The organism is Paenibacillus sp. J23TS9 (assembly GCF_018403225.1).
GTDB lineage: Bacteria > Bacillota > Bacilli > Paenibacillales > Paenibacillaceae > Paenibacillus_AQ.
The window spans coordinates 3,081,344-3,107,099 of the sequence record NZ_BOSG01000001.1 but is presented as its reverse complement, the minus strand read 5'-3'; the positions used below and the strand labels follow the sequence as shown (position 1 = coordinate 3,107,099).

Sequence of the window (25,756 nt, the reverse complement as noted above, 5' to 3'; positions counted from 1 at the left end):
ACAGATGTATTATTTGAATTGACCAGCCAATTGTTGTTCAGCCAGGGTTACAAGACGTTTTGTGATGTATCCCCCGATCGAACCGTTCTCATAGGAAGTCATGTTACCTTGGTATCCGTCTTGAGGAATACTGATACCCAGCTCTTGGGCAACTTCATATTTCATTTGGTTGAGGGCTGCGGTAGCTTTAGTTACTACCAGGTTGTTAGAACTGTTGTTTTGAGCCATTGATGTTCACCTCCTCGCTGTTGGTAAAAGTATTATGTCTCAAAATTTGAATCTTCATAACTTTTTTTATATATTTTTGATTGGAAATATAAGTTATTTCCCGTGCGGCCTTATAGGAGGCGGCTTTACCGTCTTTTTAAGTGTGATTAAGCCGGAATGTAAATACCATTGTGAATGATAAAGGAAGTGAGTTTGCATGAAATGCCCGTACTGTGATTATGCAGGCACCAAGGTGCTGGATTCCCGTCCGGCCAATGATAATAAATCGATTCGCCGCAGACGCGAATGCGAGAAATGCAGCAGGCGCTTTACGACGTTTGAAATGGTGGAGGAAACGCCGTTGATCGTCATCAAGAAGGACGGAAGCCGTGAGGAGTTCAGCCGGGATAAAATTCTGCGCGGTCTCATCCGTGCCTGTGAGAAGCGTCCTGTTTCCGTGGAACAGCTGGAAGCCATTGTCTCAGAGGTAGAGAAGGCGCTGCGGAATACAGCCGTAGCAGAAGTGGAGAGCCGCCAGATCGGCGAACTGGTCATGGAGCAGCTATATCCCGTGGACGAGGTGGCTTACGTTCGCTTCGCATCCGTGTACCGGCAATTCAAGGATATCAATATGTTTATGAAAGAGCTCAAAGGATTGTTGTCCAAAAATACAATGCCTGATTCAGGCGATTAATCTCGGTGCCAGTAAGAAAGCATTAAAAAAGGACTTTAGACTGGATGTTCATGCGGAACAGCTCCAGTAACTGTCCTTTTTTTATTGTCGAGGCAGCCTCATAAGGTAATTCTTAGCTAGAAAAATGTTGCGTGAGCTTGTCTGATATGCTATATTATAGGAGTGCTCTTTTTGAAAGAGAATTGATTATATGGGGCCTTAGCTCAGCTGGGAGAGCGCATCGCTGGCAGCGATGAGGTCAGGGGTTCGATCCCCCTAGGCTCCACCATACACTTCATACAATTATGGATAGCGTGGATTGTTAGCTCAGTTGGTAGAGCATCTGACTCTTAATCAGGCGGTCCAGGGTTCGAGTCCCTGACAATCCATTTTTTAAAGAAACGGCAGAAATGCCGTTTCTTTTTGTTTCGCAATCATTCTCACGACAAAGACCGGGCAAGGCGTAATCCAAGATCATCGATGCTAAATGATGGGTGACTGCGACGACGACATGAGGCCCCACAGCCTCGCTTCTCTTCAGCCCAACTGCCACCCCGAAAAATACGGTAGGAACCATATACTTTCTCGTCATATAAATCCCAGCACCACTCCCAAACATTTCCCAGCATGTCATACAGACCCCATGCATTCGGTTCCTTTGTTCCTACTTCATGGATTTTGCCTTCTGAATTTTCCTGATACCATGCGATCTGATCAATTTCTCCATATCTATATCCGGTAGTTCCTGCTTTACATGCATGCTGCCATTCTGCTTCAGAAGGAAGGCGATATCCGTCTGATCCCCAATCGCAGATGATTTCTTCACTGTCATGATTTAATGAATAACATTCATTCAATCCGGCTTTCTGAGAAAGTAGATTGCATAAGCGAATGGCTTCATTCCAAGAAATATTCACAACTGGCCTTTGATTTCCGTAGATAGTAGCGGATGCTTTTCCCGTAATCGTACAATACAGTTCCATGGTTACAGGGTATTGGGCAAGAAGGAACGGTTTTATTTCGGTTTTCCATACCTTTTTTATTCGATCATCTCTTAATTCTATTTCTCCACCAGGAATGCTGATCATTGGATAATCAAAATCTTTCTTTAATGCATCTGACACTCCATGCGCCTCCTCAATTTCAGAGCTAACGAATGCTCAATTTATCCAGAGCTTGTTTTTCATTCGACAAGAAGAATAGATCCTTTCCTTTGTTACTTTCATAGATGAAATCTTTGAAATTCTTACTAGAATACTCAGAGAAATCACCAATGATCGCAATTTTCACGTGATAGTTAACAAACTTTTGCAATATTTCACCTGCAAGCCGCGTTTTTAAGTTGAAAAAATCCTCACATACGGCTGACTTATTTAAAATAATTCGATGACAACCTGCTTCATAATTTACGGTTGCTATCAAATCTAAAGCCGACTGAACATCCGTAATCAGCATTTCACTGCTGCTTATAACGGCAATTTCTGCATCATTCTCTTTTATTTTGGTTATTTTCATCATGTTCCTCCAATTAGCTTTTTGAGATAGTCCTTACAGATCTATCGATTATCCTCAACGTTCGTGATATTCATCCTTTCAATACCCTCAAGATCCGATACATTTGACCCTACCCTTGAGTATCCTCGCTATGAAGCGGGAGGATGTTCTTCAGTGCGACCTGCACTGCCTCAGGAATCATTGTATTCGAATTTGAGAATTGATCTTCAAACCATTATAGGCTATGAACGACTGAAAGTCTCAATAATCAAGTTATCCTTATCCAATGCTTGAAAGACACTACAGAAGCATCCTGGGTGCAAAAGGAAGCTTTCGAAGAGGTGTGAGACAAAGGAAAGGATGCTGAAAATGACGCCGTGGGTACCCCCAATCAATCTTCTCCGGAGGGAACGACCATGACCGAGATATTCTCCATGCTTCAACAGCTAGACGAAAGGCAGCTCAAGAAGGCAAAGGCTTTGATTCAAATGGCGTTTTTGGATTAATAGGAGGTATTTGGCGTGTTTTTATGATAGTATCGTAATCTCCAATAAGGAGCGAATCCTGGCGCTTAGGCAGAGCATGGCTTCAAGTTTTGATAGACATACCCTTGTTCGGGAAGGAGGCTCGCGTTCACTCGTCGAATGAAATGGAATGCAATGCAATTTGTGTATTCATATCTGGCCGTAGGAGTGTGTGCATATGGATAAACCTCTGATTGACCTCTTGGAATATTCTCATGAGGAACTGATGGGAATGTTATCGGAGCAGCAAGGCATGACGTTTAAATTCAAGAATATTGAAGGTCAGTTCATACATACATTTTGTGCGGGTCAATTATTATCCAAAATCGGATTAACGTCTCAGGAAGTGATTGGCAGACGGCTGAAGGACTTTCTCCCTGAAGATTTCGCTGCAAAAAAAGAAGTGTTTTATAGCGAGGCCTGGGAGGGGAAGGAAGAAGTAAGTTATGAAGGCGAGCTGCTTGGCGTGTCCTATTTGGCATCACTGCGGCCGATCAAGCGACAGGGTGAAGTCGTTGAAGTGATTGCCTCTTGCGTAGATATTACGGAGCGAAGGACCAGCGAAAAAGAGCTGATGGAAACGAAAGAGCTGCTGGAATCCTTATATGAGAGCTCGGTCGACGGCATTTGCATTATGGATACAGAAGGCAACGTCATTCGCATTAATCCTGCCTTTGAGAAAATATACGGTTGGTCCGAGGCTGAACTCCTTGGCAAACCGGCACCCATGTTTCCTGCACATTTGGGGAGTCGTCCTGAGGAAATTTGCAGGCTTTTGCATTCCGATAAGAAATTGATTCATTTGGAAACCGTGAGGCCGCGGAAAGACGGAGAAAATATACATGTTTTTTTAACTGTGTCCCCTATTAAAGCTGCTAATGACGATATAATCGCGCTGACCGGCATTGCGCGGGATATTTCCGAGCGCAAAAAAATGGAGGACTTTTACCGGAAGGCGGATAAATTGAATGCCGTTGGCCAATTGGCCGCCGGACTAGCGCATGAGATCCGGAACCCGCTTACTTCCTTACGGGGATTTTTGCAAATCATGCAATCCGGGCAGGTTAACAAGGCAGAGTATTTTAACATTATGCTATCTGAAATCGATCGAATAAACAGTATCGTGAATGAATTTTTGGTGATTGCCAAACCCTATCAATCAAAATTTCAAAAAAATAATCTTATCCGGATTCTACAAGGCGTTGTGACCTTATTGGAGGCCCAGGCTGCGCTCAATAATATCAAAATCATGACTGAAGTCGAAGGATGCTTTCCCTGCGTTGAGTGCTCGGAAATGGAAATCAAGCAAGTCTTCGTCAATATTTTAAAAAACGCGATCGAGGCAATGCCATACGGCGGAGTTATTCGTATTTATGCCTGTGTACAGGAAGGGAATGCTCTGATTCGTTTTGTCGACCAAGGTGTTGGAATTAACGAAAATCAGTTTCATCGGCTGGGCGAGCCTTTTTTTACGACGAAAGAAAAGGGGACGGGACTCGGCTTAATGATGTGCTACAAGATCATCGGAGATCATAAAGGCGGAATTAACATCCACAGCGTCGTTCATGAAGGAACAACATTTGATATCACGCTGCCTTTGCAGGAGTAAGGTTCTTGCAGCAAAAGCAAAAGTCATTCTTTCTTTTACATTCGAGGGCGATGGCTTTCATGCTGATCATGATGCCAACATTGTTTTTATGCTCATTATTCAGTAAAATTGGTGTAATTTATATTTTCTAAAGGAGAGCGTATGAGTGCTGGAACTTAGCTTTAACGACCCGGACAAACTGGCAAGTGTTGCCCGCGCCTTGTCGACCCGTTCCCGGATTGATATCCTCCAGCTTTTAGTTTCACACAAATTAAATGTGATCGAAATTGCTGAAGCGCTGAATCTCCCGGTTTCAACGGTGGCAAGTCACATCAAGGTGTTGGAGGGCGCAAAACTGATTCATACGGAGATGCTTCCGGCATCCCGTGGAGCGATGAAGGTATGCAGCCCCAATTATGAGGGGATCCACATTGCATTGAATATGAAAAGGAGAATTCCCAAAGGGGAATTAAACCACTATGAAGTAGAGATGCCGATTGGTCATTACAGCGACTGCGAAGTATCGCCGACCTGTGGAATGGCAAGCGCGAAAAGCGTAATATTAAATGAAGATGAACCGGCCATTTTCTATCATCCCGAGCATATTCACGCGCAAATCATCTGGTTTCGCAAGGGATATGTGGAGTATTTGCTGCCAATGGAGATTCCTCCCGAAGCAAGAATAGAATCGTTGGAGCTGTCGTTGGAGATGTGCTCCGAAGTATCGAGTTATAATAATGATTGGCCCTCTGATATTTCCTTGTGGATCAATGGTGTTGAGATCGGGACGTGGACGAGTCCCGGAGATTTCGGGGATCGCCGGGGGAAATTGAATCCCGAATGGTGGTCTGATTGGGCGACGCAGTACGGACTTCTGAAAACATGGCATATGGACTATGAAAAGACGATGCTGGATATGGAGAAGGTGTCGGATGTAACGTTACATGATGTGAATCTCGCCCAAAGCCCCAAACTGCGGTTGCGGATCGGAATCCAACCGGATGCCGTTCATCAGGGGGGCGTAAACCTGTTTGGCCAAGGGTTTGGCGATCATGAGCAGCATATTGTTATGCGAGTCAATTACACCTTCGATTCAGACGAACAAAAACCTGCGGAAAAGTAACGTCGCCGCGAGCTTAAACGGGACGTGCTTGATGGCGAATAGTGAACAAGAAAGCTTGCAACAACGAGCCTTTCTTGTTTTTTTGCGTATACAGACAACCGCCTCTGGAATCCACAGGGACATGGCTTCGCGTTCAAGCCTTCTGGCATATCCATACCGTGATTAACTTTTTAGTTACAGGAAAGTTGTAATAAATGAATTTGTTATTCACAAGCAATAGTTAAGCGGATCTAGCGTATACATAAGGACATAATTTGAAAATAACCTTTATATATAAAGGGTGTAAAGTCGTTTTTTCTAAGATAAACTTATAAGAAACCATGCCGACAAAAGATTTATAGAACACCTTGGAATTATATTAATTACATTAAACCTGAATGAAAACGTTGACAGTGTTTAGCGTCATTATTATACTTTCAATAAAGATAAAGAAAAGCACTTTTTATCTAAAAAACCATAAAAGGAGTTTTTAAAAATGAAGCATCCTTCAGCACTTCCGCGTCCGGAATATCCCCGTCCCCAATGGGTTCGACAGGATTGGATCAATTTGAACGGCCCATGGCAATTCGAAATTGACCATGGCAAGAGCGGAAAAGAACGCGGGTACCAGGAATCCGGCAATGATTTGTCGGGAACGATCACGGTACCTTTTTGTCCGGAAAGCAAGCTTTCCGGTGTGGAATATAAAGATTTTATGGCAGCGGTGTGGTACAAACGGGAATTTTCCGTCCCCGAAGCCTGGACGAACGGCAGAATTCTGCTTCATTTTGGCGCTGTCGATTACGAAACCGAAGTATGGGTGAACGGGATATCCGTAGGGAAGCATCGCGGAGGGTATAGTTCATTTTCCTTTGATATTACCGCGGCTGTCTCGATGGGCACGAACGTCGTTACGGTCTACGCGGAAGACGATACTCGTTCCGGACGCCAGCCCCGCGGCAAGCAAAGCGGAAGATACTACTCGCATGGCTGCGATTACACGCGCACGACGGGGATTTGGCAGACCGTATGGCTTGAGCAAGTGTCAGAGTCCTATTTATCCGATATGAAATTGGTGCCTGATCCGGATAATAAGTGCGCGCATTTGGAGGTGCAGATTAGCGGAAACGCAGCAGGAGGAACGCTTAACGCATCTGCCTTTTTTGAGGGTAATCCTGCAGGGAATGTCAGCGCCGTTGTCTCCGGTCCTTCCGTCAAGCTTACACTTCCGCTATCCGAAATTCACCTGTGGGAAGTAGGTAATGCCAAGCTGTATGATCTGAAGTTATCCCTGCATCATGAGGGTCAGGAAAGAGATACCGTCGAATCATATTTCGGTCTCAGGACGGTAAGGCTCGATGGCATGGCTTTTCGGATCAACGGAAAATCCGTGTTTCAGCGTCTTGTGCTGGATCAGGGCTTTTACCCAGAGGGTGTCTATACCGCCCCAAGTGATGAAGACCTCCGCAAAGATATCGAAATTTCAATGGGGCTTGGCTTTAACGGTGCGAGACTTCATGAAAAAATGTTTGAACCCCGCTTTTTGTACTGGGCTGACAGACTTGGTTATCTGGTGTGGGGAGAGCATGCCAATTGGGGACTGGATATTACGACAACGGAAAGCCTGGCTTCATTTTTGCCGGAGTGGCTTGAAGGGGTGGAACGGGATTTCAACCATCCGGCACTCATCGGCTGGTGTCCTTTTAACGAGACTTGGGATCAAGACGGCACCAAGCAGCATAACGATGTGCTGCGTATTGTCTATGAGGTTACGAAGCGGCTCGATCCGACGCGCCCCGTCATCGATACCAGCGGTAATTTCCATGTCGTGACGGATATCTTCGATCTTCATGATTATGACCAGAATCCGCAGACGTTCCGGGCAAGATATGAAGCGATGAAAACCGGCGGGGAGGTATATAATACTTTTCCGGATAGACAGAAGTATGAGGGGCAGCCTTATTTTATCAGCGAATATGGCGGGATTTGGTGGAACCCGGATCAGAAGGACGAAAAATCTTGGGGGTACGGCGACAGACCGGTATCTGAGGAAGGGTTTATCGAACGTTATGAAGGATTAACGAATGCCCTTCTGGATCATCCGATGATGTTCGGATTCTGCTATACCCAGTTATATGATGTGGAGCAGGAAGTGAATGGATTGTATACGTATGACAGGCAGGCGAAATTTAATCCGGAAGTGATTCGCCGCATCAATGCCCGGAAGGCAGCGATTGAAGAGATGGACCCGTCGAAAAGCTTGGCGTAATTTTGGGTTCGTACCGTGACTTCAGGCGACTGTACCCCACTTGAGAACGGATGATAACAAATTTGTGCAGCCGGCGGCATTCCCATTATATACATTCGGATATACCAAAGGAGATCGCAATCATGGACAGATTTAACGGTCTTAACATGGGACTCGGAAATTTACCTCAGCTTTCAGATGCCAAGACAAGATCGATTAGCCCGGAAAACTTCACCGGATCAAAGGGGTCGGGAGGTATGGCGACCGAAGGCACGGGGGCCGGATGTGCACGTGACTTGGGAACCGGCTGGAAGGTATCGCCGTCGGTCGAAATCGAGCCTGGAGCCACGTTCACGATGGCGGCTATTGAAGGTCCCGGAGCGATTCAGCATATATGGCTGACGTGTTTTCCTACTTTTTGGCGTAATCTGATTTTTCGCCTTTATTGGGATGAAGAAGATGAGCCGTCGGTTGAAGTACCGGTCGGGGATTTCTTCTGCAATGGCTGGCAGGAACGAAGCAACGTTAACTCATTCCCTGTTGCCGTGAACCCGGCCGGGGGCATGAACAGCTATTGGCTGATGCCGTTTCGCCAAGCAGCGAAAATCACGATGGAGAATACATCGGCGGAAAAAGCCGTCCTCTATTATCAAGTGAATTACACATTGACTGAAGTACCGGCAAATATGGCATATTTCCATGCTCAGTGGAGAAGAAATAGCCCCGTGCCCTATAAAGAAGTGCATACCATTCTTGATGAAGTGAAAGGGAAAGGGCATTATGTCGGAACCTATCTGGCATGGCAGGTTAACAATAACGGCTGGTGGGGTGAAGGGGAAATTAAGTTTTTCATGGATGGAGATCAGGAGTTCCCGACGATCTGTGGAACCGGTACGGAGGATTATTTTGGCGGGGCGTGGAATTGGGAACAGCCGAGCGGCCAATATTCCACCTACTCAACGGCTTTTCTCGGCATGCATCAGCTCATTAAACCGGACGGCTTGTACCGCAGCCAACAGCGATTCGGGATGTATCGTTGGCATGTACTCGATCCGATCCGCTTTGAGCATGATTTGAAGGTGACGATTCAGGATCTTGGCTGGCGTTCCGGCCATCGTTACTTGCCGCAGCAGAGCGATATCGCTTCCACGGCGTTCTGGTATCAGTCCGAGCCGCATTCCCGTTTTCCTGATTTGCCCGATAACGACAGCCGTGAGGTCATTTAAGGAATGAGCTTGCCGCTAAGCAAGCGCCATTATACTCAACCATGGATTACATTCGAATTCATTTCCGGTTATTCATGATTTTCATTCCTGGGGAGGTCATTCCTTTGACGTTGTATCACAGTGCATTCAAAACGTTGCCGCTCGGCAGCATCAAACCGCTCGGCTGGCTGAAAAATCAGCTGCAAATTCAAGCGGACGGTTTGACCGGACACTTGGAGGAGCATTGGCCTGATGTCGGTCCGGACAACGGCTGGCTTGGCGGGAAAGGGGATAGCTGGGAACGCGGCCCCTATTATCTGGACGGGCTGATCCCTTTGGCTTATTTGCTGGAGGATGAACGTTTGATTTCCAAAGCGAAGCGATGGATTGAATGGGCGCTTGCCAGCCAGAAGGAAGATGGTTTATTCGGTCCGGAACGAATTGTCACCGTCAACAATGACATTGACAAGCGTTTCGATTGGTGGCATTACATGATTATGCTCAAAGTCATGACGCAGTATGAAGAGGCTACCGGAGATGACAGGGTCATTCCTTTTATGACTGGATTTTTCCGGTTCGCCATGGATTATATTCAACTGAATCCGCTCAGGGATTGGGCTGAGGCACGGGGAGCTGATATGCTCGTAAGTATTTATTGGCTGTATCGCCGCACCGGCGACGACTTCCTGATCAGGCTGGCGGAGGAAGTCGCCTCCCAGACTATGGATTGGACCGGGATTCTATATGATTTTCCGTTTTGGCGGAAGGTTGAGCATTGGGATCACCGCACGCATGTAGTGAATGTGGCGATGGGGATCAAGACACCCGGCATTCTCTATGAAATCTCGGGTGACTCCAGGCAGAAGGAAGCGATCAAGCGGGGCATCCAAAGTCTGATGAACTATCACGGGCAGGCGCATGGACTATTCTCTGGAGACGAATGGCTGTCAGGCACACATCCGAGCCAGGGCGTTGAGCTGTGCGCAGTTGTTGAGTACATGTATACGATGGAGCAGCTGGTTCGGGTATTCGGCGATGGAGCCTATGGGGACATCCTTGAAAAAATTGCTTTCAACGCATTGCCAGCCGCGATTGCAGCCGATTGGAAGTCGCATCAATATGATCAGCAAGTGAATCAAATCATGTGCAATGTGGCGGAGCGGAATTGGAGCAACAGCGATGATGCAAACTTGTTTGGACTCGAGCCGAATTTCGGCTGCTGTACGGCAAATATGCATCAAGGATGGCCCAAGCTTGTTTCTCATCTCTGGATGGGAGATGGAAGCGGCGGTCTTGCTGTTGTTTCCTATGCGCCTTGCCGCGTGAAGACCAAGGTCGGGCAGGGCGTGAACGCGGAACTGACGGTGAGCGGGGATTATCCGTTCCGGGATACCGTTCGAATTGAAATGAAACTGAGTCGTCCGGAGACCTTCGCCATTCGTCTTCGGATTCCTGAATGGTGCGCTTCCCCTACTTTGACGGTCAATGGGAATGTGTTAGAAGTAAACGTCGTGAACGGTTATACCACCATTCTGAGAGAATGGAAGAGCGGTGAGCAAATTCAGCTCTGTCTTCCAATGGAGGTTCGGACCCTTTCGCGAGGTTCGTACGCGGTCAGCATCGAGAGAGGGCCACTGCTTTATGTGCTTCCGATCGGCGAAAGCTGGCAGCTGCATGTCAAACGCGAGCTATTTCATGACTGGGAGATTTATCCCACTACTCCCTGGAAGTATGGCCTTCAGGCAGGGGGAGATTTTGAAGTGGTATTGTCCGATATCCCGACACAGCCGTTCAAATCTGCCGATACGCCGATTAGATTAAAGACAAGAGGGCGCCTGGTGCAAAATTGGCGAATGGCCGGAAACAATGCGGATGCGCCACCGCTCAATCCGGCCGTAGACGGTTCACCACTCCAATCTCTTGAACTCGTTCCTTATGGGAGCGCCAAACTGAGAATCGGCGAATTTCCGTTGCTGAAGTAAAAAGATTTTGCATAAGAAGCTGTCCTTTATTTGAATGATCGTTCAGACAAAGGACAGCTTTCTTTCATTTTGGCGGGCAAAAAAACGACCGCGAGCTTATTCAAGCTCGCGGTCGCCATGAACGTTATGTTATAGAGGCTTCATAGATGTCCTGAACGGATTTGGCCAGCAGGGTGTTGAATTCTTCGTCGGTTTGTGCGGCGAGTAGTCCCTGCGATAAGGCACGCGAGAAACTGGCGATGAGCCCGTGGTTATGGGCAAGCTTTTCATTTGCTTCCGCTTGCGAGTAGCCGCCTGATAAAGCCACAATCCGCACAACATGCGGATCCTTCATCAAATCGCTGTAGAAATTGTTTTCGGTTGGAATGGAGAGCTTCAGCATGACTTTGACGTCTTCTCCAAGAGCCGACAATTGAGCGGAAATTTCGTCTTTCAACAGTTTTTCCGATGCTTCCTTATCCGCGCTGTTGATATCGACTTCCGGTTCGATAATCGGAACCAGTCCCATCTCTGCGATTTGTTTGCCGATGGCAAATTGCTGCTCCACGACTTTTTTGATTCCGGCAGGATTGGCTTCTTGAATCACGGAGCGCATTTTCGTTCCGAAGATGTTTCGTTCGGCCGCCCGCTTTAGAAGGTCGTTTAAACCGGGAATGGGTTTCATGAGCTGAACCCCGTCTTCAAGGTCGGCTAGCCCCTTATCGACTTTGAGAAAAGGCACGATGCCCTTCTTCTCCCAAAGATAATCGGCGGTAAGCTGCCCGTCAATGGAACGATCCATTGTATTCTCGAAAAGAATCGCACCTAAAATATACTGGGAATCAAACGCTGGACTTTTTATAATGCGCGTTCTCATCTCGTGAACCACTTGATACATCTCTTCCTCATTGGCGTATCTGTCTTCCTTAATCCCATATTGCAGCAGAGCTTTCGGAGTACTCCCGCCGCTTTGGTCCAAGGCTGCGATAAAGCCCTTTCCCGTACGGATTCGATTAAGCTGCGTTGTATTCATGAATGCATCTCCTTCCCTTTTATGGACTGAATGACATCTTGAATCTTATTCATTATAGCACTTCTAGTCATTTTAGCAGTATTTACTAACCTTTCAGAAAAAGCTTATTCTTTCTACGAAAATACCCTCCCTAAAATAATACTGTCAAATTCCTCAATATTCGGCTTATTGTTCATTTTATATAAGTAAAAAAAGTCACCTATAGGGTGTTTTTTTGTGTGTATTGTTAGTAGTTAGGATAAAGTATATTTGTTATTGACCCATGTTAAAATCTGACATATTATTACTTCAATATGTATTGTTCTGATATTATTTAACCAAAATTTTTGCTGAATATATTAAAGTTTGAGTCGAAGGAGGTATAGCTCCATTGATGAACAATTCGGAGGATCCACAATGCTGTATTGAAAAAGAAAGGCAAAGACTCTATCGAATGGTTGAACAATACGGTGCGGTACGTAATCCAAGAGTGATTAGGCAGTCTATGGTGCTGGATGAGCTAATAAATAACTATAATAGGAGTCATAGAACCCGTTGCCTGAACAATCCAATGCTGTCCAAAAGCAGAAATGTTCCTGTGGAATAGGGAACGGATAAGATCGGATTCATGTAAAAAGACGCTAAACATCAGGGATTTCTTGAGTGTTTAACGTCTTTTTTTGTAAACAGACATCGTGGGGACTTGCTACGCATCATATGATGATTCTATGTTAATTCAATCCAAGGTAAATGGGATGGCCAGGTAAATGGAAAAAGGAGGCTTGAGATGAAGGAAAAAATCGTCATCATTACGGGAGCTAACTCAGGGATCGGTAAAGCCGCAGCACTAAAATTTGCGACAGAAGGATTTCGTGTTGTAATGGGTTGCCGGAATATGGAGCTCAGCAGGGTGGTACAAATGGAAATGATTCAGGGCTCAAATAATATGAACGTAGATTTGCTGGAGCTTGATGTTTCTTCTTTCGATTCAATTCATGCATTTTGCGGTGCCTTTATGAAAAAGTACCCGCGGCTGGATATTTTGATCCATAATGCAGCTTACTTAAACCATGGCGAAAAAGAGTATAAGCTTAGTCCCGAGCATATCGAATTGACCTTTGCCACGAATACCTTTGGACCCTTCTTAATGACTCATCTGCTCAGGGAGCATCTGGAAATTTCAGAAGACCCGAGAGTCCTTCATGCTTGCACGACGAACATTAAACATTTCTTCGATCCTAAAAGGAAAATCGATTTTGATAATCTGCGCGGCGAATTCCGCGGCGTGAGACCGTTTAGCGTGTATAAAATGTACGGAGACTCTAAAATGGCGCTGCTAATGCTAAACTTTAGGCTGGCAGAGGAATTGAAGGAACAAGGAATCAAAGTCAATGCCCTTCAGATTAACCGAGTAAAGCTATCTAAAGAGACAATGCAAAAAATGAGTCCATTGTGGAAAGCGCTAGCACGAACTCAAAACCTGACTAATCCTTTACCGGCAAGCATGGCGGACAACTATTTTCACATATGCACCTCGGATGAATTTAAAAATGTGACAGGCCAGTTAATCAATCATAGGAGAGAATGTGTTCAGCCATCCACTAGCGAAAAAGGCATTGCGCAGTTGAAGAACATCTTTGGCTCGAACCGTTATCCAAGCTACGCCGTTGATACCCAAAATATCGATCGGATTTGGAACCTCGCTACTGCGCTGACGGAGGGCTAAACTTGTTATCATCCCAAAAAAGATTCTCAACGATCCGCATGAGGATCCTTTTCCTTATCTTCGAAATCCTATTGTTCGGGGCGGGATTGACAATAAGAACAATCATTCATTACGATGAAAGAAATAAAGCGTAGGCCTCATTTACTTAACCATCCCAGAGAAGCTGCATGGCCAAGTCAAATCCAAAAAAGAGAGTGAATCCGATGGACACAGGCTATCAATTGAACAGGCATATGATGCCTGGTAATCAAAGCAGAATTGTTCTTTCCACCAAAGCTTCCGTTCCTCTGATGGCAGAGAAGGATGTCATCCGAACACGATTAATGAATAGCCTCGATGAAAGCATCCGATGTAAACTCACGTTGATCACTGCTCCAGCAGGCTTTGGGAAGACGACCCTCGCAAGCAACTGGATTCATTTTCGCTCCGTTAAAGCAGCGTGGGTATCGCTGGATCAGGGTGACAGCCAATTTTTTCGCTTCTGGAGCTGCATAATCGAAGCACTCGAGCGGTGCGTCCCCGGTTTTGCCGACAACATTGCCCGCGAGCTGCATTCCTATCGCGGTTCCTCCATGGAAACGACCATATCTTTTTATTTAAATGAAGTAAGCCAAATAACGGAGCCTTGTGTCCTTGTTTTAGATGATTATCATGTCATTACGGAACCTTCCGTCCACGATAGTCTTGCATTCTTCCTCGAATATCTTCCAGAACATATTCGTCTCATCGTCATTAGCCGTACGGTTCCCCCGCTGCCATTATCCCGTTTAAGAGTAAGGAAGCAGCTGGCACAAGTAAATGCGAACGATTTGCGTTTTACACTGCAAGAGATGGATGCTCTGCAGGGAAAATCGTTGAAACAAATGCTTTTGCCTGGGGATATGGCCTTGTTGGAGAGGAAAACAGAAGGATGGGCAGCCGGTCTGATCCTGGCGTTCCTATCCATGGAAGGACGAAAAGATGTTACTTCGTTTATTGAATCCTTTTCCGGCAATCACCATTACATATTCGATTACTTAATGGATGAAGTTCTGCTGCGGCAGACGGAAGAGCTACAGCTATTTTTGCTGCAAACTTCGATATTGAATTACATGTGCCCATCTCTTGCAGAGGCTGTCTCAGGCCGCAGTGATTCACCGCGGTTATTTGCGCTTTTGGAAAGTTCCCACATGTTTTTTATTCCCCTTGACGATACCCGATCCTGGTACCGATATCATCATCTTTTCTCCGAAATGTTAAACAATCGATTACTGGATCGATACAGTTCCGAAGAACGGGATGAGCTCCACCGCCGAGCCTATCGATGGTACGAGGAACAGGGATTTACCACGGAAGCGATAAACCATATGCTGGCTGCCGGTGATAAGGATCTTGCTGCGTCATGCATGGAGCGGAATTTATCCATCATCATACAGAATGATCATGAATCTATCCTGCTGCGCTGGCTTGGGCAATTGCCGCTCAAAAGTATCGTAAGCCGGCCGGATTTATTTTATTACCAGGTTGGAAGGTTGGCGGCATCGGGACAAATTCGGGAAGCGAAGAGTTTACTGGAGCGCAGCCTGCACTTGCTTGAACAGGAACAGGACTTGTTTCCTGCCGGAAAGCGGAACGAATTGAAATTAAGAGTGGGTCTATACCGGGCTTCAGTAGCTTATTATCAAGGGGATATCGACGCTTTTATCGATCTGCTGGACGCTAACATGGAAGGCCTGGAACGATTCCCCTCTATTGTGAATGTCGTTAATTTGGGTGAAGCTCTTCTGTATCGCGGACCGATTGGATTCGGAGGCAGATTGAAGAAAATGGCTTATTTATCCGCCAGAGCATCGGAATCGGAACAAAGAAGGGGAGCCATCCATTATGCACTTCAAGGGCTTGGCTATATTTTCCTGGCTGATTTGTATTATGAATGGAACCGGCTGGATGAATCACAAGCGATCCTGAATCAGACACTGGCCGCTCTCGATAACAAAGCAGTACAAAATTTGGGGGGTAATCACGCCAGCCATTATTTTGCTGTCAAAAATAAAGCAGGCTCAAGGAAATCTCATTGAGGCTGAGAGTATGCTTCAACAAGCCATTATACATACCAAGACGCTGCATTCACCCCATTGGCAGCTGTTATTGGAAGCATGTCTTGTCCGAGTCCGGCTGTCTCAAAACAATACTGATGCTGCGTTACAGTGGGTGGAGCATCGTCATATTCAAGTGACAGATAAAACGAGCATTGCCAGGGAATATGAACATTTGACCTTGGTACGCCTATTCATTTTCCAAAAATCAACGGAGGATGCTATCCGGTTGTTAAACCGGTTAGAAAAAGACGCAAGTCGGGCGGATCGCCTGGGCAGTCTGATCGAAATTCTTCTATTATTGGCACTAGCCTACCAGGAAGAGGGAAAGCATGTAAGTGCTGTTGAGTCGTTAGAGAAAGCACTTCATTTAGCGTCAACGGAAGACTATGTCCGGATCTTTCTGGATGAAGGAGAGTCACTTTTCGTTCTTCTATCCCAATATTTGAAACAGTACTCGAATCGGAGCGACGTCGCATCCTCTTATGCGAAGCAATTGCTGCCATTATTCATTGACTATAAGGGTAAAGAAAATTGTGAATCCATCACAGCAGAGGCAGCCGATGCGGTCTCTCTAACCAATAGGGAAAAGGAAATCTTGAGACAAATCGCTGGTGGATATTCTAACGATGATATTGCCCGCAGTTTGTTTCTTTCGGTAGGAACAGTCAAAGGGTATACCTACAACTTATATCAAAAGCTTAGAGTTAAAAACCGGGTGCAAGCAGTCTCTAAGGCCTTGGAAATGAACTTATTGTAGCATTGAGGGAAAGATCGCCTATTTGGCGGTCTTTTCTTTATTGATGGATATCCTTAGAAGCCAGACTTCTTTTACCCAGCTCATTTTTAAGGTTCGTTTAATATTCAAAGGGTATACTTGCGCGTAACTGCAAATGAAGGAGGATTATTAATTCATGAGCAAACCGCGTATCGAAGAGTGGACGCAGTTGAGGGGGCTTGCTTTTCTGGCTATTGTGATGCAGCACTCTATCGCTGAATACATTTACAGAACCGATATTGAGCCAGCCGACTCCATTATGCTGACGATGATTTATCATTTGACCCGCTTTGGAACCCCGACATTTGTCTTTTTGTCTGCTGTACTACTGTTTTATAACTATGGTGAGAAATTTCATTATGTCCGATTTATCCGGAAGAGGCTAGGAGATGTCTATGTTCCTTTTCTGCTCTGGACGCTGATCTACTGGCTGTACGTCCGCATATTTACACCATCATTCTGGCAGAAGGGCGGGCAGGAGTGGAGCACATTACTGCATGAGCTGATCGTCCCGCAAACCGGTTATCAATTATGGTTTATTATCATGATCATTCAATTCTATATTTTCTTCCCGGTGATGGCTGTCGTTTTCCGGGTGGTCCGCAGCCGGCTTGAACCGCTGAATGAGCAAAGCCGCAATCGGAGTGTCTTCGCGATCATAGCAGGCACGGGTGTGTTTTATATGGTTTTGCTATATCTTTCTTATCATCAAATGGGCAACTGGAGTGAAAAACTTGGCAGTCCGTGGTCGGATTTGGTCCAATATCGCAGCTATTCATTTCTCATGTATGGATTCTATTTTGTGATCGGTGCGGTATGCGCTGCAAGCATAGGGAAGTGGCGTACCTGGTGTACAAGGCTGCTGCCATGGAGCGGGCTTGTCTTTCTGGGGATGTACATCCGGCTAGGGTATGATGTCCTGCGGGGGTCGGGAGAGGTTGTAAACCTGAATATTTCCACATACCTGAAGCCTTCAACCTTTATTATTATTGTGGCACAGATGCTGCTGTTATATGGACTCTTGATTATGATGCAAGGGCGCAATAAAATGTTTTTACGTTTGCTTGCTTGGATCGGAAAATATTCATTCGGGGGTTATCTTGTACATGCCCTGATTATTTATGTCATCGCGTATTTTACCCGGCCTATGGCACTTGAGGGCAGTCATGTTTCATTCACACTGCTGACCTTTATCTTAACCGTTCTTGCCGCGCTTGGAATAAGCTATACGCTGTCCCATATGCCTGGTTCCCGGTGGACAGTAGGGGTGAGACGCCGGAGTTCGCACCGCGGAGCTTTGAAGGATTCTGATTTCCGGACTGAAGCACCGGCCCTCCTGAATGCCAATACAGGACAGTTTACGCAATCCCAATAATTATGGAAGAGAGTGCAGTTAAACATACTCCATCAATTATCCATCACAAAAGAAAGAGGTTATTCCTGCGAAGGTCTTCACGACTAACGCAGGGAAAACCTCTTTCTTTTTCTGAATTTGTCAATAAGTGGAACGTTTCGATAAGATCTAATTATAGGTTTAAATAACCATCGGTTTAACGAAAAATACGTTTGACAGCGGTTACATTTAGTACTTATAATCAATATTGAAAATATATTGAAACGTTTCGATACCCGTGAAAGCAGCGCATTTATATGCTGAAAACCAAGGAAGAGGTTGCCCCTTGTTCAAGGGACAGCCTCCATTGCAGAGATCCGGCAATTATTCCTTAACCGCTCCGATGACAATACCTTTCACGAAGAAGCGCTGCAGGAAAGGATATGCGATAAGGATGGGCAGCGCACCAATGAAAATTTGTGAGGCTCGAAGCGTCCGTTGCGACATATTGGCGATGACAGCCGGATCGAAGCTCGTTGTGTTCCCCTGTACAATAATGGTTTGCATCAGGCTGGCAAGCGGGAGATTCTCGGCGTTTTTAATATAAATCAGTCCATCAAAATACGAGTTCCAGTGCCCCACCATGGTAAACAAAGCAATAGTCGCAATAACAGGCATGGATACCGGCAAAAAGATGGATACGAAACTCCGGAGATAACCTGCACCATCGATAAAGGCGGCTTCTTCAAGCTCTTTGGGCACGGTACGGAAGAAATTCAACAGCAAAATCAGATTGTACACGGCTACCAGACCTGGAAGGATGAGCGCGAGCAGGTGGTTCATTAGACCAAGCTTCAAAATTAAGATATAGCTCGGAATGAGACCGCCGCTGAACAGCATGGTGATGACGAAATACCAGAGATAGGAGTTCCTTCCGCGGAACACATGGTTATCCTTCGAAAGCGCATAGGCGGCCAGAGCGTTCACGAGCAAGCCCAGTGCTGTTCCGATGACGGTCCGTTTAACAGATACCCATAGCGAAGTTAAAAAGTTGATGTTATTAAATGTCTTGGTATATGCCTCAACCGTAAAGCCGATGGGCCAGAATGTAACCAGACCGGCATTGGCAGAAGCTGTCGAGCTCAGGGAAACCATCAACAAATGGAAAAGCGGCAGCAGGCAGGCGATGGATATGACCGCGAGCAGGACGTAATTAAATATGCTGAATATCCGGTAAGGCAGCGTTTTGTGATACATAATCCAGTCATCCTTTCAAGTAAAACGGATGCGCCGTCTCGGCGGTCGGCAGCATCCGCCAAAGTCTATTTCTATCTAATCGTTATTAGAAAATCCGGTAGCCTGCGAATCTGTACGCCAGACGGTAAGAGATAACGATCAGGATTAAGCTGATTACGGATTTGAACAGGCTGACAGCTGTCGCGAAGCTGAATTGTCCACTCAGAAGCCCTTCCCGATATACGAAGGTATCGATGATGTCGCCTTGCTGATAGATCATCGGGCTGTACAGGTTGAAGATTTGGTCGAAATTCGCGTTAAGCACATTGCCCAGTGCCAGTGTGGCGACCACGATGAGAATCGGCACAAGCGAAGGAATCGTAATATACATCGTTTGCTTGATTCGGCTTGCCCCGTCGACTTCGGCTGCTTCATATAGCGAAGGATTAATACCGGCCAGCGCGGCGAGGAAGATGATGGTGTTAAATCCGAATTCCTTCCAGACATCACTGAAAATTATGGTAAGCCGGAACCAGGTACCATCACCCAGGAAGAAGATCGGTTTGACGCCAAACAAATACGTTAGAAATTGGTTCACGATACCGGTTTGGGCGAGCAAATCGATCAGGATTCCCCCGAGAGTTACCCATGAAAGAAAGTGGGGCAGGTATACGAGGGTCTGGATGGATCTTTTGAATCCCATGTGTCTGACCTCGTTTAAGAGCAAGGCGAATGTGAAAGGGATAATTAGATTCAGCACGATTTTGGAACAAGCGAACAGGACGGTATTCCAAGTAATTTTCATGAAATAATCATTCTCGAACATGTACTGAAAATGTTTAAGGCCGACAAACGGGGATCCGGTAATGCCGAGCGGAGCCTTATAATCCTGAAATGCCATAATAATGCCGGACATGGGCACATAGGAAAAAACGAAAACCAGCAGCGCAGCCGGCAGTACCATCAGATGCAGGATCCAGGGTACACGGCTTCTCTTTTTCTTTTTCGCTATCCGGTTAGCCTTGAGGTTTACTTCCGGACTCATCATTTGTTCCATAGCTCTCTCCCGTTCCATAAAAATCTCGATTGTATGAGGTGAAGTTCTGATCTATATCATAGCAACGCGGATCATCATTGAACTATAAGACATTGTTAGGATCGATAGGGTTTTGTTAGGCATATTGCCCCGGGGGGAACGCGAATGAAGCTAGGACATGGTATTAGCATATTTAGAAAAAGAATAGGTGCGAAGTTCAGCTTGTCCAAGAAAATGAACATTTTGATCCTGATGTTGTTCATTCCGATGATCGCCATGTTTGCTTACTCGAACAGCATTGCGTTTAACGTGATCGATAAAGAACTGAAAGCATCGAATATCAAGCAGCTTTCGTTTCTATCCAGCCAGATCGACTCCCGGATCAATCAAACCATGGATTTCGTGCTCACGTTCTCCAAGGATCCGAATGTGCGCAAATTCAATGGCCTAAACATATGGGATGACCGCTATGACCGGATGCAGACGAGATATGTCATACAGGAAAAAATGATGCTGCAGTCGGGGATTACGAACATCTGGCCAGTGAAATTCACCGTCTACTCACAGCTGAATCAAGAGACGATAACGAATGCAAGTACGATGGCGGATTATGATGAGGAATACCTGCGAAGAAACATGACTGGGAAATGGAATTACGGTGATGGGAAAAGTCTTTCTAGCGGAGGAAAGCCGGCGTTTCATTGGTTTTATACGGATTCGATTGGGCAGCAGGTCTCATTGAATGGGAGCAATTTAGTCGTGCAAGCTACATTTGAGCATGAGAATATCCAGAACATGCTGGACACGTATAAGGCAGGCGGACAAGGCAATCCGATATTTTATCACAAGGGAGAAGCACCGATTCTAAACCGCACGGCAAGCGAGCAGCTGACAAACGAGCTTGTCCGGTATTTGCAAAAAAACAAGCTGGAGGATACTTCCCAGCAAGTCATTACCCTGAATAACAAGAGCTACCTGATCAGTACAGTGAAATCGCTCTATCTGGATTGGTATTTGGTGGATATTGTTCCTCTCGATCAGATATTGGGACCGATATCATTTAGCCGTAACCTATTTTATCTAACGATGGTGCTGCTCTTTGTCGTCGGCATTTCTGCATCTATACTGTTGTACCGAAATGTACAGCGTCCGATCCGCAAGCTGATCCGCGGGCTTCAAAGCGTGCAAAAGGGGGATTTTTCCGTAAGAATTGACTCCAACGTCAACAATGAGTTTTCTTTCCTGTTCTACAGGTTCAATGATATGTCCAGTCAAATTCAACACTTAATCGAAAATGTGCTGTATGAGCAGCTCCGTACCCGGGAAGCCACATTAAAGCAATTACAGGCCCAGATTAACCCGCATTTTTTGTATAACTGTATTGGTTACATGATTAACATGGCTCAGTTGAAGGATGAGGAGGCTGTCGTATCCATGGGCTATAACCTGAGTGCATATTACCGTTATATTACGCGTATGGAGAGGCCGTTGGCATTACTTAGCGATGAAGTCCAGTTGATTATTAATTATTTGGATATTCAGAAGCTTCGCAACGGTAGAATTCATTATCATATCGACATTCCGGAGGAGATGCTGAAGCAGGAGGTACCACGGTTAATGCTGCAGCCGATTGTGGAAAATGCCGTCATACACGGGGTTGGGAAAACCTATAGCTCGGGAGAAATCCGGATCAAAGGCGAGCTGTCAGACGGTTTCTGCAGGCTTTATGTGGATGATGATGGACCGGGAATGACCGAGGAGCAGCTGGATACGCTTAACCGTAAAATGCGGGGACCCATTCAGGAAGATATGGGCTACGGTTTCTGGAATACGAATCAACGCATTATTCATCAATTTGGGGAGCGATCGTCTATGACTTTCCGAAAATCGGATCTGGGTGGATTTCGCACGGAAATCGTTTGGGTAACTGCTTCCGTAGAAGTGCATCACGAACCTAATATTCAAAAAGGGGATCAGCACACATGCAAATGATCATTGTTGATGATGAAGCACATTGGGTGGATAACTTATCTGCAACGAAGCCGTGGCACACGCTTGGTATCGAGCAAGTTCATAAAGCATATTCCGCACAGGAAGCGCTGCAAATTTTAGAAACGCATCCGATTGATCTGATCATCTCTGATGTCATTATGCCGGAAATGACGGGAATTGAACTGATTGGAAAAATTCGTGAACGAGACAATAAAATAAAATGCATTATCCTGTCCGGGCATTCCGACTTTGAATATACCAAGGAAGCACTCCGGCATCATGCGGTCGATTACTTGTTGAAACCGCCGACCGACAATGAATTGCTGGGAGCAGTCAAGACAGCGATAGATCAGATGAAAGCTGAATGGGAAAATGTCAGTTCTTATGAGCGGACTGAATTTACACTTCGGGAAAATTTCCCGCTTTTGCGCGGCCAACTGCTCCTGAACGGGCTGCGCGGTGAGCCGTTGACGAGTGAGGAATGGATACGGAAGCTTGAAAACTATCATTTGCCTTTCCGTCTCGGGGAATGCGCACTTCTGCTTGTTCGCATGGAGGACGAATTCGGGAAGTACCGCAATAACGGACTGCATTTGATGGAATACGCAATCATTAACATGGCGGAGGAAATACTCGGGGAATTTGCAAACGTTTGGGGGGTTAAGGAGGAACATGGATATCTGGCGTTTCTGCTTCAGTTCCGAGAGGAGGATCCCTCCACCGTCAAAGAGACCCAGCTTGAGAGATTAGCAATGCAGCTGCAAGCGAAAGTGAAGCAGTTTCTGGACGGATCTCTTTCGATCGTTATGACGGAATTTTTTCAATTTCCGGATCTGCTTTCGGATCGTTATAGTCATGCATTGGCTTATTTCCGGCAGATTGTCGGAGAAGAACGTGAATTTGTCATTCGGGCTGGGGATCTGGATCAGCGGGTATCTCAGGGACCTCTTGATGTTATTCATGCTCCGCCCGGACTCAAAAACCTGCTTGAGGCGGGACGCTGGGATACGGCGGAAGAGAAGCTGAATGCGATCTTCACCGAGCTGGATGAGAAGTGGTATGACTCTTGGGAGCATTGTTTGGAAGCGGGGTATATGATCGCAGCCTCCTTCGCCCATTTTGCCCATCGCAATGGACACACGCTTGCCGGTTTACTGGGAGAGGATATTAACCTGCTTCAGAACTCTGAAGCTTTTGCCTCCATCAGCAAGCTGCGGAGCTGGTCACTCGGATGTCTGCATAAGCTGAGAGATGGCACATCTAACGAAGTGAAAGATATGAGATCTTTATATGTCAAAAAAATTCAAGCCTATATCGAGGCATATTTACATCTTGATGTTTCGCTTCGCGCTTTGGCTGATCATGTCAATTTGCATCCCACGCATCTATCCAAGCTGTATAAGATTGAAACAGGCGAAGGAGTCAGTGATTATGTATTCCGCCTACGGATGGAGACAGCCTGCGATATGCTGAAGAAGACAGAGAAAAGAGTGTACGAAATCAGCTCGGAGATCGGTTATTTGGATCCGGCGTATTTCATCAAGGTATTCAAGCGGCAGTTCGGGGTTACCCCGCAAGAATACCGGGAAGGAAAATAACAACATGACAGAGTCCTATGGAAACTAACAAATTCATATAGATGACCTCCCAGGCCCGTTGGTAAAGTAACTCTTGTAACAATCTTACAACGTAGGGGGTAAATCAATATGGGGAAAATGAGGAAGCTATGGATGCCGCTTGTTGCAATGATGCTGTTTATGTCAGCATGCAGCAGCAATTCAGGCAGCAGCAGTACTGCCACCGATGCGGATTCCACTAAAACTTCAGAAACAAAAACGGAAACGGTGTCCGAAGCAGATCAAGCTTTCAAAAACGGCAAATATGATCCGCCGATCGAAATCAGCACGGTCATTATGCCGAGGGATTATACGAAAGGCGAAACGAAAGAGAACAACGTGCATGATCGATGGATGCTTGAGACGCTAGGCATCAAACACAAGGATACATGGTATCCGGCAGGCAGTGACCAGTATAAGCAGCAGCTTCAACTCGCGCTGACATCCGGTGAAAAGCTGCCCGATTTCGTTATGGTCCCAACGGATGCGGTGCTGACCAATCAATTAATTGATTCCGGCCAGTTCATGCCGATCGATGACTTATTTAAGAAGTACGCGAACAAAGTGTGGCAAGACCATGCGGAGAAGAATCCTGAACTATGGTATCCGTTTACAAAGGACGGAAAAAAGTGGAATCTTCCGATTATGGAATATACCGACAATGACGACACGGTTTTATGGCTTCGGGAAGATTGGATGGAAAAGCTGAAGCTTGAAGCACCAAAAACGATTGCCGATCTCGAAAACATTATGGATAAATTCAAAAATCAGAATCCGGACGGACTGACTCCGAAACAAGTTTATCCGCTCGCAATTTCCCTGAAGAGTAATACCAATACATGGATGGGCGGACTGGATTGGCTGTTTGGGGCCTATGGATCTGTAGAAGAGCAGTGGAACAAGGATGCCAGCGGCAACCTTGAATACGGATCTGTAAATCCTGGCGCCAAACAGGCACTGGCCAAGCTCCAAGAATGGATGGAGAAGGGCTATATCCATCCGGATTCCGCGCTGTGGGATGAAGGGAAATCGGCTGAGCTCTGGACTAAAGGAGATGCTGGCGTTCTGCCAGGCGCCAACTGGGTTCCGGACTGGCCAGCTCCCGATCTGCTCAAAAATGTACCTGGATCGAAATATAAGGCGTATCCGGTTCCGGCAGGTCCAGATGGTCTGATCGGTACGAAATGGCAGAACTCAGGCGTGAACAGCAGCTTCATGATCAACAAGGATGCCAAACATCCGGAAGCCATTATACTGTATTACAACTATCTGCTTGATAACCTGGCGGATCCTGCTGTGGGCAGCCCGTACGAATATGGTTTTGCCAAAGGCTATGATTGGGATGAGGTTGACGGACAACCGACAAGCGACAAAGATAAGATTAAAGATTTCTTTGATAAGTTTCCATTCATTACAGGGCCGGCTCGTATTCCGAATCTGTATATGAATACACTTGTTAAACTGGCTGACGGCGCGAAGCCGGAAACGCCATATGAGAAGCAGCAGGCCCAATTCCGTAAACCGGAAAACTGGTATGCAGCCAAAGTGGTGATGTCACAGATTGATGTCCGCAAGCAGAACTACTTTACAGGTGCAGCTACACCAACCATGATTTCGAAGTGGAACCTGCTCCGTCAGTCCGAGCTTGAAACCTTCAACAAAATTATATACGGCAAATTGCCGGTAAGCGCATTTGACGATTTCGTCGCAAGCTGGAAGGCGAATGGCGGCGATCAAGTAACGAAGGAAGTTAACGAATGGTTTAAGTCCGTTTCCAAATAAATATAGTTATATATTCAGGGGAAATCGATGGATCATTCTTTATGTTAACACCGCGAAGAAGGCAGAAAGAGCAATCAACTATGTTATAATAACGTAAATAAGCCGCCCTTATGAGGCGGCTTATTTATTGTCCCCCTATCAGGTGACCCATAAATAAAGAAGTGAGGA

Annotated in this window: 20 protein-coding genes and 2 tRNA genes; 16 read left to right on the top strand and 6 right to left on the bottom strand. The window is 46.0% G+C overall.

The features are described 5' to 3' along the window. Positions 1-9 precede the first annotated feature (9 nt). Positions 10-228 (bottom strand): alpha/beta-type small acid-soluble spore protein, encoded by a 219-nt coding sequence (locus tag KJS65_RS14550; protein ID WP_136604188.1) that lies wholly within the window; start codon positions 226-228, stop codon positions 10-12. Positions 229-424: 196 nt separating this feature from the next. Here KJS65_RS14550 and nrdR point away from each other — a divergent pair, with 196 nt between their 5' ends. The 3 genes from nrdR (at position 425) to KJS65_RS14535 (ending at position 1,269) form a co-directional block, all read left to right on the top strand. Continuing rightward, entirely contained in the window at positions 425-901 is a 477-nt protein-coding gene (gene nrdR, locus KJS65_RS14545; protein WP_136604189.1) for a transcriptional regulator NrdR, read from the top strand. A 192-nt stretch (positions 902-1,093) separates the two neighbouring features. Continuing rightward, positions 1,094-1,169 (top strand) — tRNA-Ala (locus KJS65_RS14540). 27 nt (positions 1,170-1,196) lie between these two features. Continuing rightward, positions 1,197-1,269: transfer RNA gene (locus KJS65_RS14535), tRNA-Lys, on the top strand. A 51-nt stretch (positions 1,270-1,320) separates the two neighbouring features. Here the strand turns inward: KJS65_RS14535 and KJS65_RS14530 are convergent. Together KJS65_RS14530 and KJS65_RS14525 are read right to left on the bottom strand one after the other, a co-directional pair. Beyond that, positions 1,321-1,968, bottom strand: a complete 648-nt coding sequence (locus KJS65_RS14530; RefSeq protein ID WP_213650826.1) for a formylglycine-generating enzyme family protein — start codon at positions 1,966-1,968, stop codon at positions 1,321-1,323. Positions 1,969-2,029: 61 nt separating this feature from the next. After that, on the bottom strand, positions 2,030-2,395 hold the full coding sequence (locus KJS65_RS14525) for a DUF4180 domain-containing protein (RefSeq protein WP_213650825.1): 366 nt from the start codon (positions 2,393-2,395) through the stop codon (positions 2,030-2,032). Positions 2,396-3,076: 681 nt separating this feature from the next. Between KJS65_RS14525 and KJS65_RS14520 the strand changes: the two genes are divergently transcribed. The 5 genes from KJS65_RS14520 to KJS65_RS14500 all read left to right on the top strand — a co-directional run bounded on the left by KJS65_RS14520 (position 3,077) and on the right by KJS65_RS14500 (position 11,023). Continuing rightward, positions 3,077-4,507, top strand: coding sequence for a PAS domain S-box protein (locus KJS65_RS14520; RefSeq protein WP_213650416.1), 1,431 nt, complete (start codon positions 3,077-3,079; stop codon positions 4,505-4,507). Positions 4,508-4,652: 145 nt separating this feature from the next. Further along, a complete protein-coding gene (locus KJS65_RS14515; RefSeq protein WP_213650415.1) occupies positions 4,653-5,609 on the top strand; it encodes an ArsR/SmtB family transcription factor in 957 nt (318 codons plus the stop codon). Between the two features lie 475 nt (positions 5,610-6,084). Beyond that, positions 6,085-7,857 (top strand): glycoside hydrolase family 2 protein, encoded by a 1,773-nt coding sequence (locus tag KJS65_RS14510; protein WP_213650414.1) that lies wholly within the window; start codon positions 6,085-6,087, stop codon positions 7,855-7,857. Positions 7,858-7,979: 122 nt separating this feature from the next. Then, a complete protein-coding gene (locus tag KJS65_RS14505; protein ID WP_213650413.1) occupies positions 7,980-9,062 on the top strand; it encodes a glycoside hydrolase family 172 protein in 1,083 nt (360 codons plus the stop codon). 104 nt (positions 9,063-9,166) lie between these two features. After that, the gene (locus tag KJS65_RS14500) at positions 9,167-11,023 is read left to right on the top strand and encodes a beta-L-arabinofuranosidase domain-containing protein (protein WP_244864524.1); all 1,857 of its coding nucleotides are present in this window, start codon (positions 9,167-9,169) and stop codon (positions 11,021-11,023) included. 124 nt (positions 11,024-11,147) lie between these two features. Here the strand turns inward: KJS65_RS14500 and KJS65_RS14495 are convergent, their stop codons facing one another. Continuing rightward, positions 11,148-12,035 (bottom strand): fructose bisphosphate aldolase, encoded by an 888-nt coding sequence (locus tag KJS65_RS14495; protein ID WP_213650412.1) that lies wholly within the window; start codon positions 12,033-12,035, stop codon positions 11,148-11,150. A 373-nt stretch (positions 12,036-12,408) separates the two neighbouring features. Between KJS65_RS14495 and KJS65_RS14490 the strand changes: the two genes are divergently transcribed. The 5 genes from KJS65_RS14490 to KJS65_RS14470 all read left to right on the top strand — a co-directional run bounded on the left by KJS65_RS14490 (position 12,409) and on the right by KJS65_RS14470 (position 17,968). Beyond that, the gene (locus KJS65_RS14490; protein WP_213650823.1) at positions 12,409-12,621 is read left to right on the top strand and encodes an aspartyl-phosphate phosphatase Spo0E family protein; all 213 of its coding nucleotides are present in this window, start codon (positions 12,409-12,411) and stop codon (positions 12,619-12,621) included. Between the two features lie 180 nt (positions 12,622-12,801). Continuing rightward, the gene (locus tag KJS65_RS14485; protein WP_213650411.1) at positions 12,802-13,740 is read left to right on the top strand and encodes an SDR family NAD(P)-dependent oxidoreductase; all 939 of its coding nucleotides are present in this window, start codon (positions 12,802-12,804) and stop codon (positions 13,738-13,740) included. 167 nt (positions 13,741-13,907) lie between these two features. Further along, positions 13,908-15,797 carry a winged helix-turn-helix domain-containing protein gene (locus tag KJS65_RS14480; RefSeq protein WP_213650410.1) on the top strand — a complete coding sequence of 630 codons (1,890 nt, stop codon included), beginning with the start codon at positions 13,908-13,910 and terminating at the stop codon, positions 15,795-15,797. Continuing rightward, positions 15,757-16,575: a LuxR C-terminal-related transcriptional regulator gene (locus tag KJS65_RS14475; protein WP_213650409.1), complete on the top strand. Its 819-nt coding sequence runs from the start codon at positions 15,757-15,759 to the stop codon at positions 16,573-16,575. Before KJS65_RS14480 ends, KJS65_RS14475 begins: the two co-directional genes overlap by 41 nt. A gap of 154 nt (positions 16,576-16,729) precedes the next feature. Further along, positions 16,730-17,968, top strand: a complete 1,239-nt coding sequence (locus KJS65_RS14470; RefSeq protein WP_213650408.1) for an acyltransferase — start codon at positions 16,730-16,732, stop codon at positions 17,966-17,968. Positions 17,969-18,310: 342 nt separating this feature from the next. On the opposite strand, the gene KJS65_RS14465 is transcribed toward KJS65_RS14470, so the two are convergent. Further along, complete coding sequence (locus KJS65_RS14465) at positions 18,311-19,183, bottom strand: carbohydrate ABC transporter permease (RefSeq protein WP_136604253.1); 873 nt, start codon at positions 19,181-19,183, stop codon at positions 18,311-18,313. A gap of 85 nt (positions 19,184-19,268) precedes the next feature. Next, entirely contained in the window at positions 19,269-20,126 is an 858-nt protein-coding gene (locus tag KJS65_RS14460; RefSeq protein WP_244864582.1) for an ABC transporter permease, read from the bottom strand. A 237-nt stretch (positions 20,127-20,363) separates the two neighbouring features. On the opposite strand from KJS65_RS14460, the gene KJS65_RS14455 reads away from it, so the two are divergent. From KJS65_RS14455 to KJS65_RS14445, 3 genes are all read left to right on the top strand, one after another. Continuing rightward, positions 20,364-22,190, top strand: a complete 1,827-nt coding sequence (locus tag KJS65_RS14455; RefSeq protein WP_244864523.1) for a sensor histidine kinase — start codon at positions 20,364-20,366, stop codon at positions 22,188-22,190. Continuing rightward, a complete protein-coding gene (locus tag KJS65_RS14450; RefSeq protein WP_213650407.1) occupies positions 22,181-23,788 on the top strand; it encodes a response regulator transcription factor in 1,608 nt (535 codons plus the stop codon). Before KJS65_RS14455 ends, KJS65_RS14450 begins: the two co-directional genes overlap by 10 nt. Positions 23,789-23,896: 108 nt before the next feature. Beyond that, positions 23,897-25,588: a type 2 periplasmic-binding domain-containing protein gene (locus tag KJS65_RS14445; protein ID WP_213650406.1), complete on the top strand. Its 1,692-nt coding sequence runs from the start codon at positions 23,897-23,899 to the stop codon at positions 25,586-25,588. Positions 25,589-25,756: the final 168 nt, after the last annotated feature.

What these genes read in the sequence shown, in the direction of transcription:
- KJS65_RS14480 (WP_213650410.1), top strand. Translation starts at nt 13,908, where the DNA reads ATGGCCAAGTCAAATCCAAAAAAGAGAGTGAATCCGATGGACACAGGC.
- KJS65_RS14470 (WP_213650408.1), top strand. Translation starts at nt 16,730, where the DNA reads ATGAGCAAACCGCGTATCGAAGAGTGGACGCAGTTGAGGGGGCTTGCT.
- KJS65_RS14510 (WP_213650414.1), top strand. Translation starts at nt 6,085, where the DNA reads ATGAAGCATCCTTCAGCACTTCCGCGTCCGGAATATCCCCGTCCCCAA.
- KJS65_RS14455 (WP_244864523.1), top strand. Translation starts at nt 20,364, where the DNA reads ATGAAGCTAGGACATGGTATTAGCATATTTAGAAAAAGAATAGGTGCG.
- KJS65_RS14450 (WP_213650407.1), top strand. Translation starts at nt 22,181, where the DNA reads ATGCAAATGATCATTGTTGATGATGAAGCACATTGGGTGGATAACTTA.
- KJS65_RS14445 (WP_213650406.1), top strand. Translation starts at nt 23,897, where the DNA reads ATGGGGAAAATGAGGAAGCTATGGATGCCGCTTGTTGCAATGATGCTG.
- KJS65_RS14460 (WP_244864582.1), bottom strand. Translation starts at nt 20,126, where the DNA reads ATGGTACTGCCGGCTGCGCTGCTGGTTTTCGTTTTTTCCTATGTGCCC.
- KJS65_RS14465 (WP_136604253.1), bottom strand. Translation starts at nt 19,183, where the DNA reads ATGTATCACAAAACGCTGCCTTACCGGATATTCAGCATATTTAATTAC.
- KJS65_RS14525 (WP_213650825.1), bottom strand. Translation starts at nt 2,395, where the DNA reads ATGAAAATAACCAAAATAAAAGAGAATGATGCAGAAATTGCCGTTATA.
- nrdR (WP_136604189.1), top strand. Translation starts at nt 425, where the DNA reads ATGAAATGCCCGTACTGTGATTATGCAGGCACCAAGGTGCTGGATTCC.
- KJS65_RS14485 (WP_213650411.1), top strand. Translation starts at nt 12,802, where the DNA reads ATGAAGGAAAAAATCGTCATCATTACGGGAGCTAACTCAGGGATCGGT.
- KJS65_RS14505 (WP_213650413.1), top strand. Translation starts at nt 7,980, where the DNA reads ATGGACAGATTTAACGGTCTTAACATGGGACTCGGAAATTTACCTCAG.
- KJS65_RS14520 (WP_213650416.1), top strand. Translation starts at nt 3,077, where the DNA reads ATGGATAAACCTCTGATTGACCTCTTGGAATATTCTCATGAGGAACTG.
- KJS65_RS14495 (WP_213650412.1), bottom strand. Translation starts at nt 12,035, where the DNA reads ATGAATACAACGCAGCTTAATCGAATCCGTACGGGAAAGGGCTTTATC.
- KJS65_RS14530 (WP_213650826.1), bottom strand. Translation starts at nt 1,968, where the DNA reads ATGATCAGCATTCCTGGTGGAGAAATAGAATTAAGAGATGATCGAATA.
- KJS65_RS14550 (WP_136604188.1), bottom strand. Translation starts at nt 228, where the DNA reads ATGGCTCAAAACAACAGTTCTAACAACCTGGTAGTAACTAAAGCTACC.
- KJS65_RS14490 (WP_213650823.1), top strand. Translation starts at nt 12,409, where the DNA reads ATGAACAATTCGGAGGATCCACAATGCTGTATTGAAAAAGAAAGGCAA.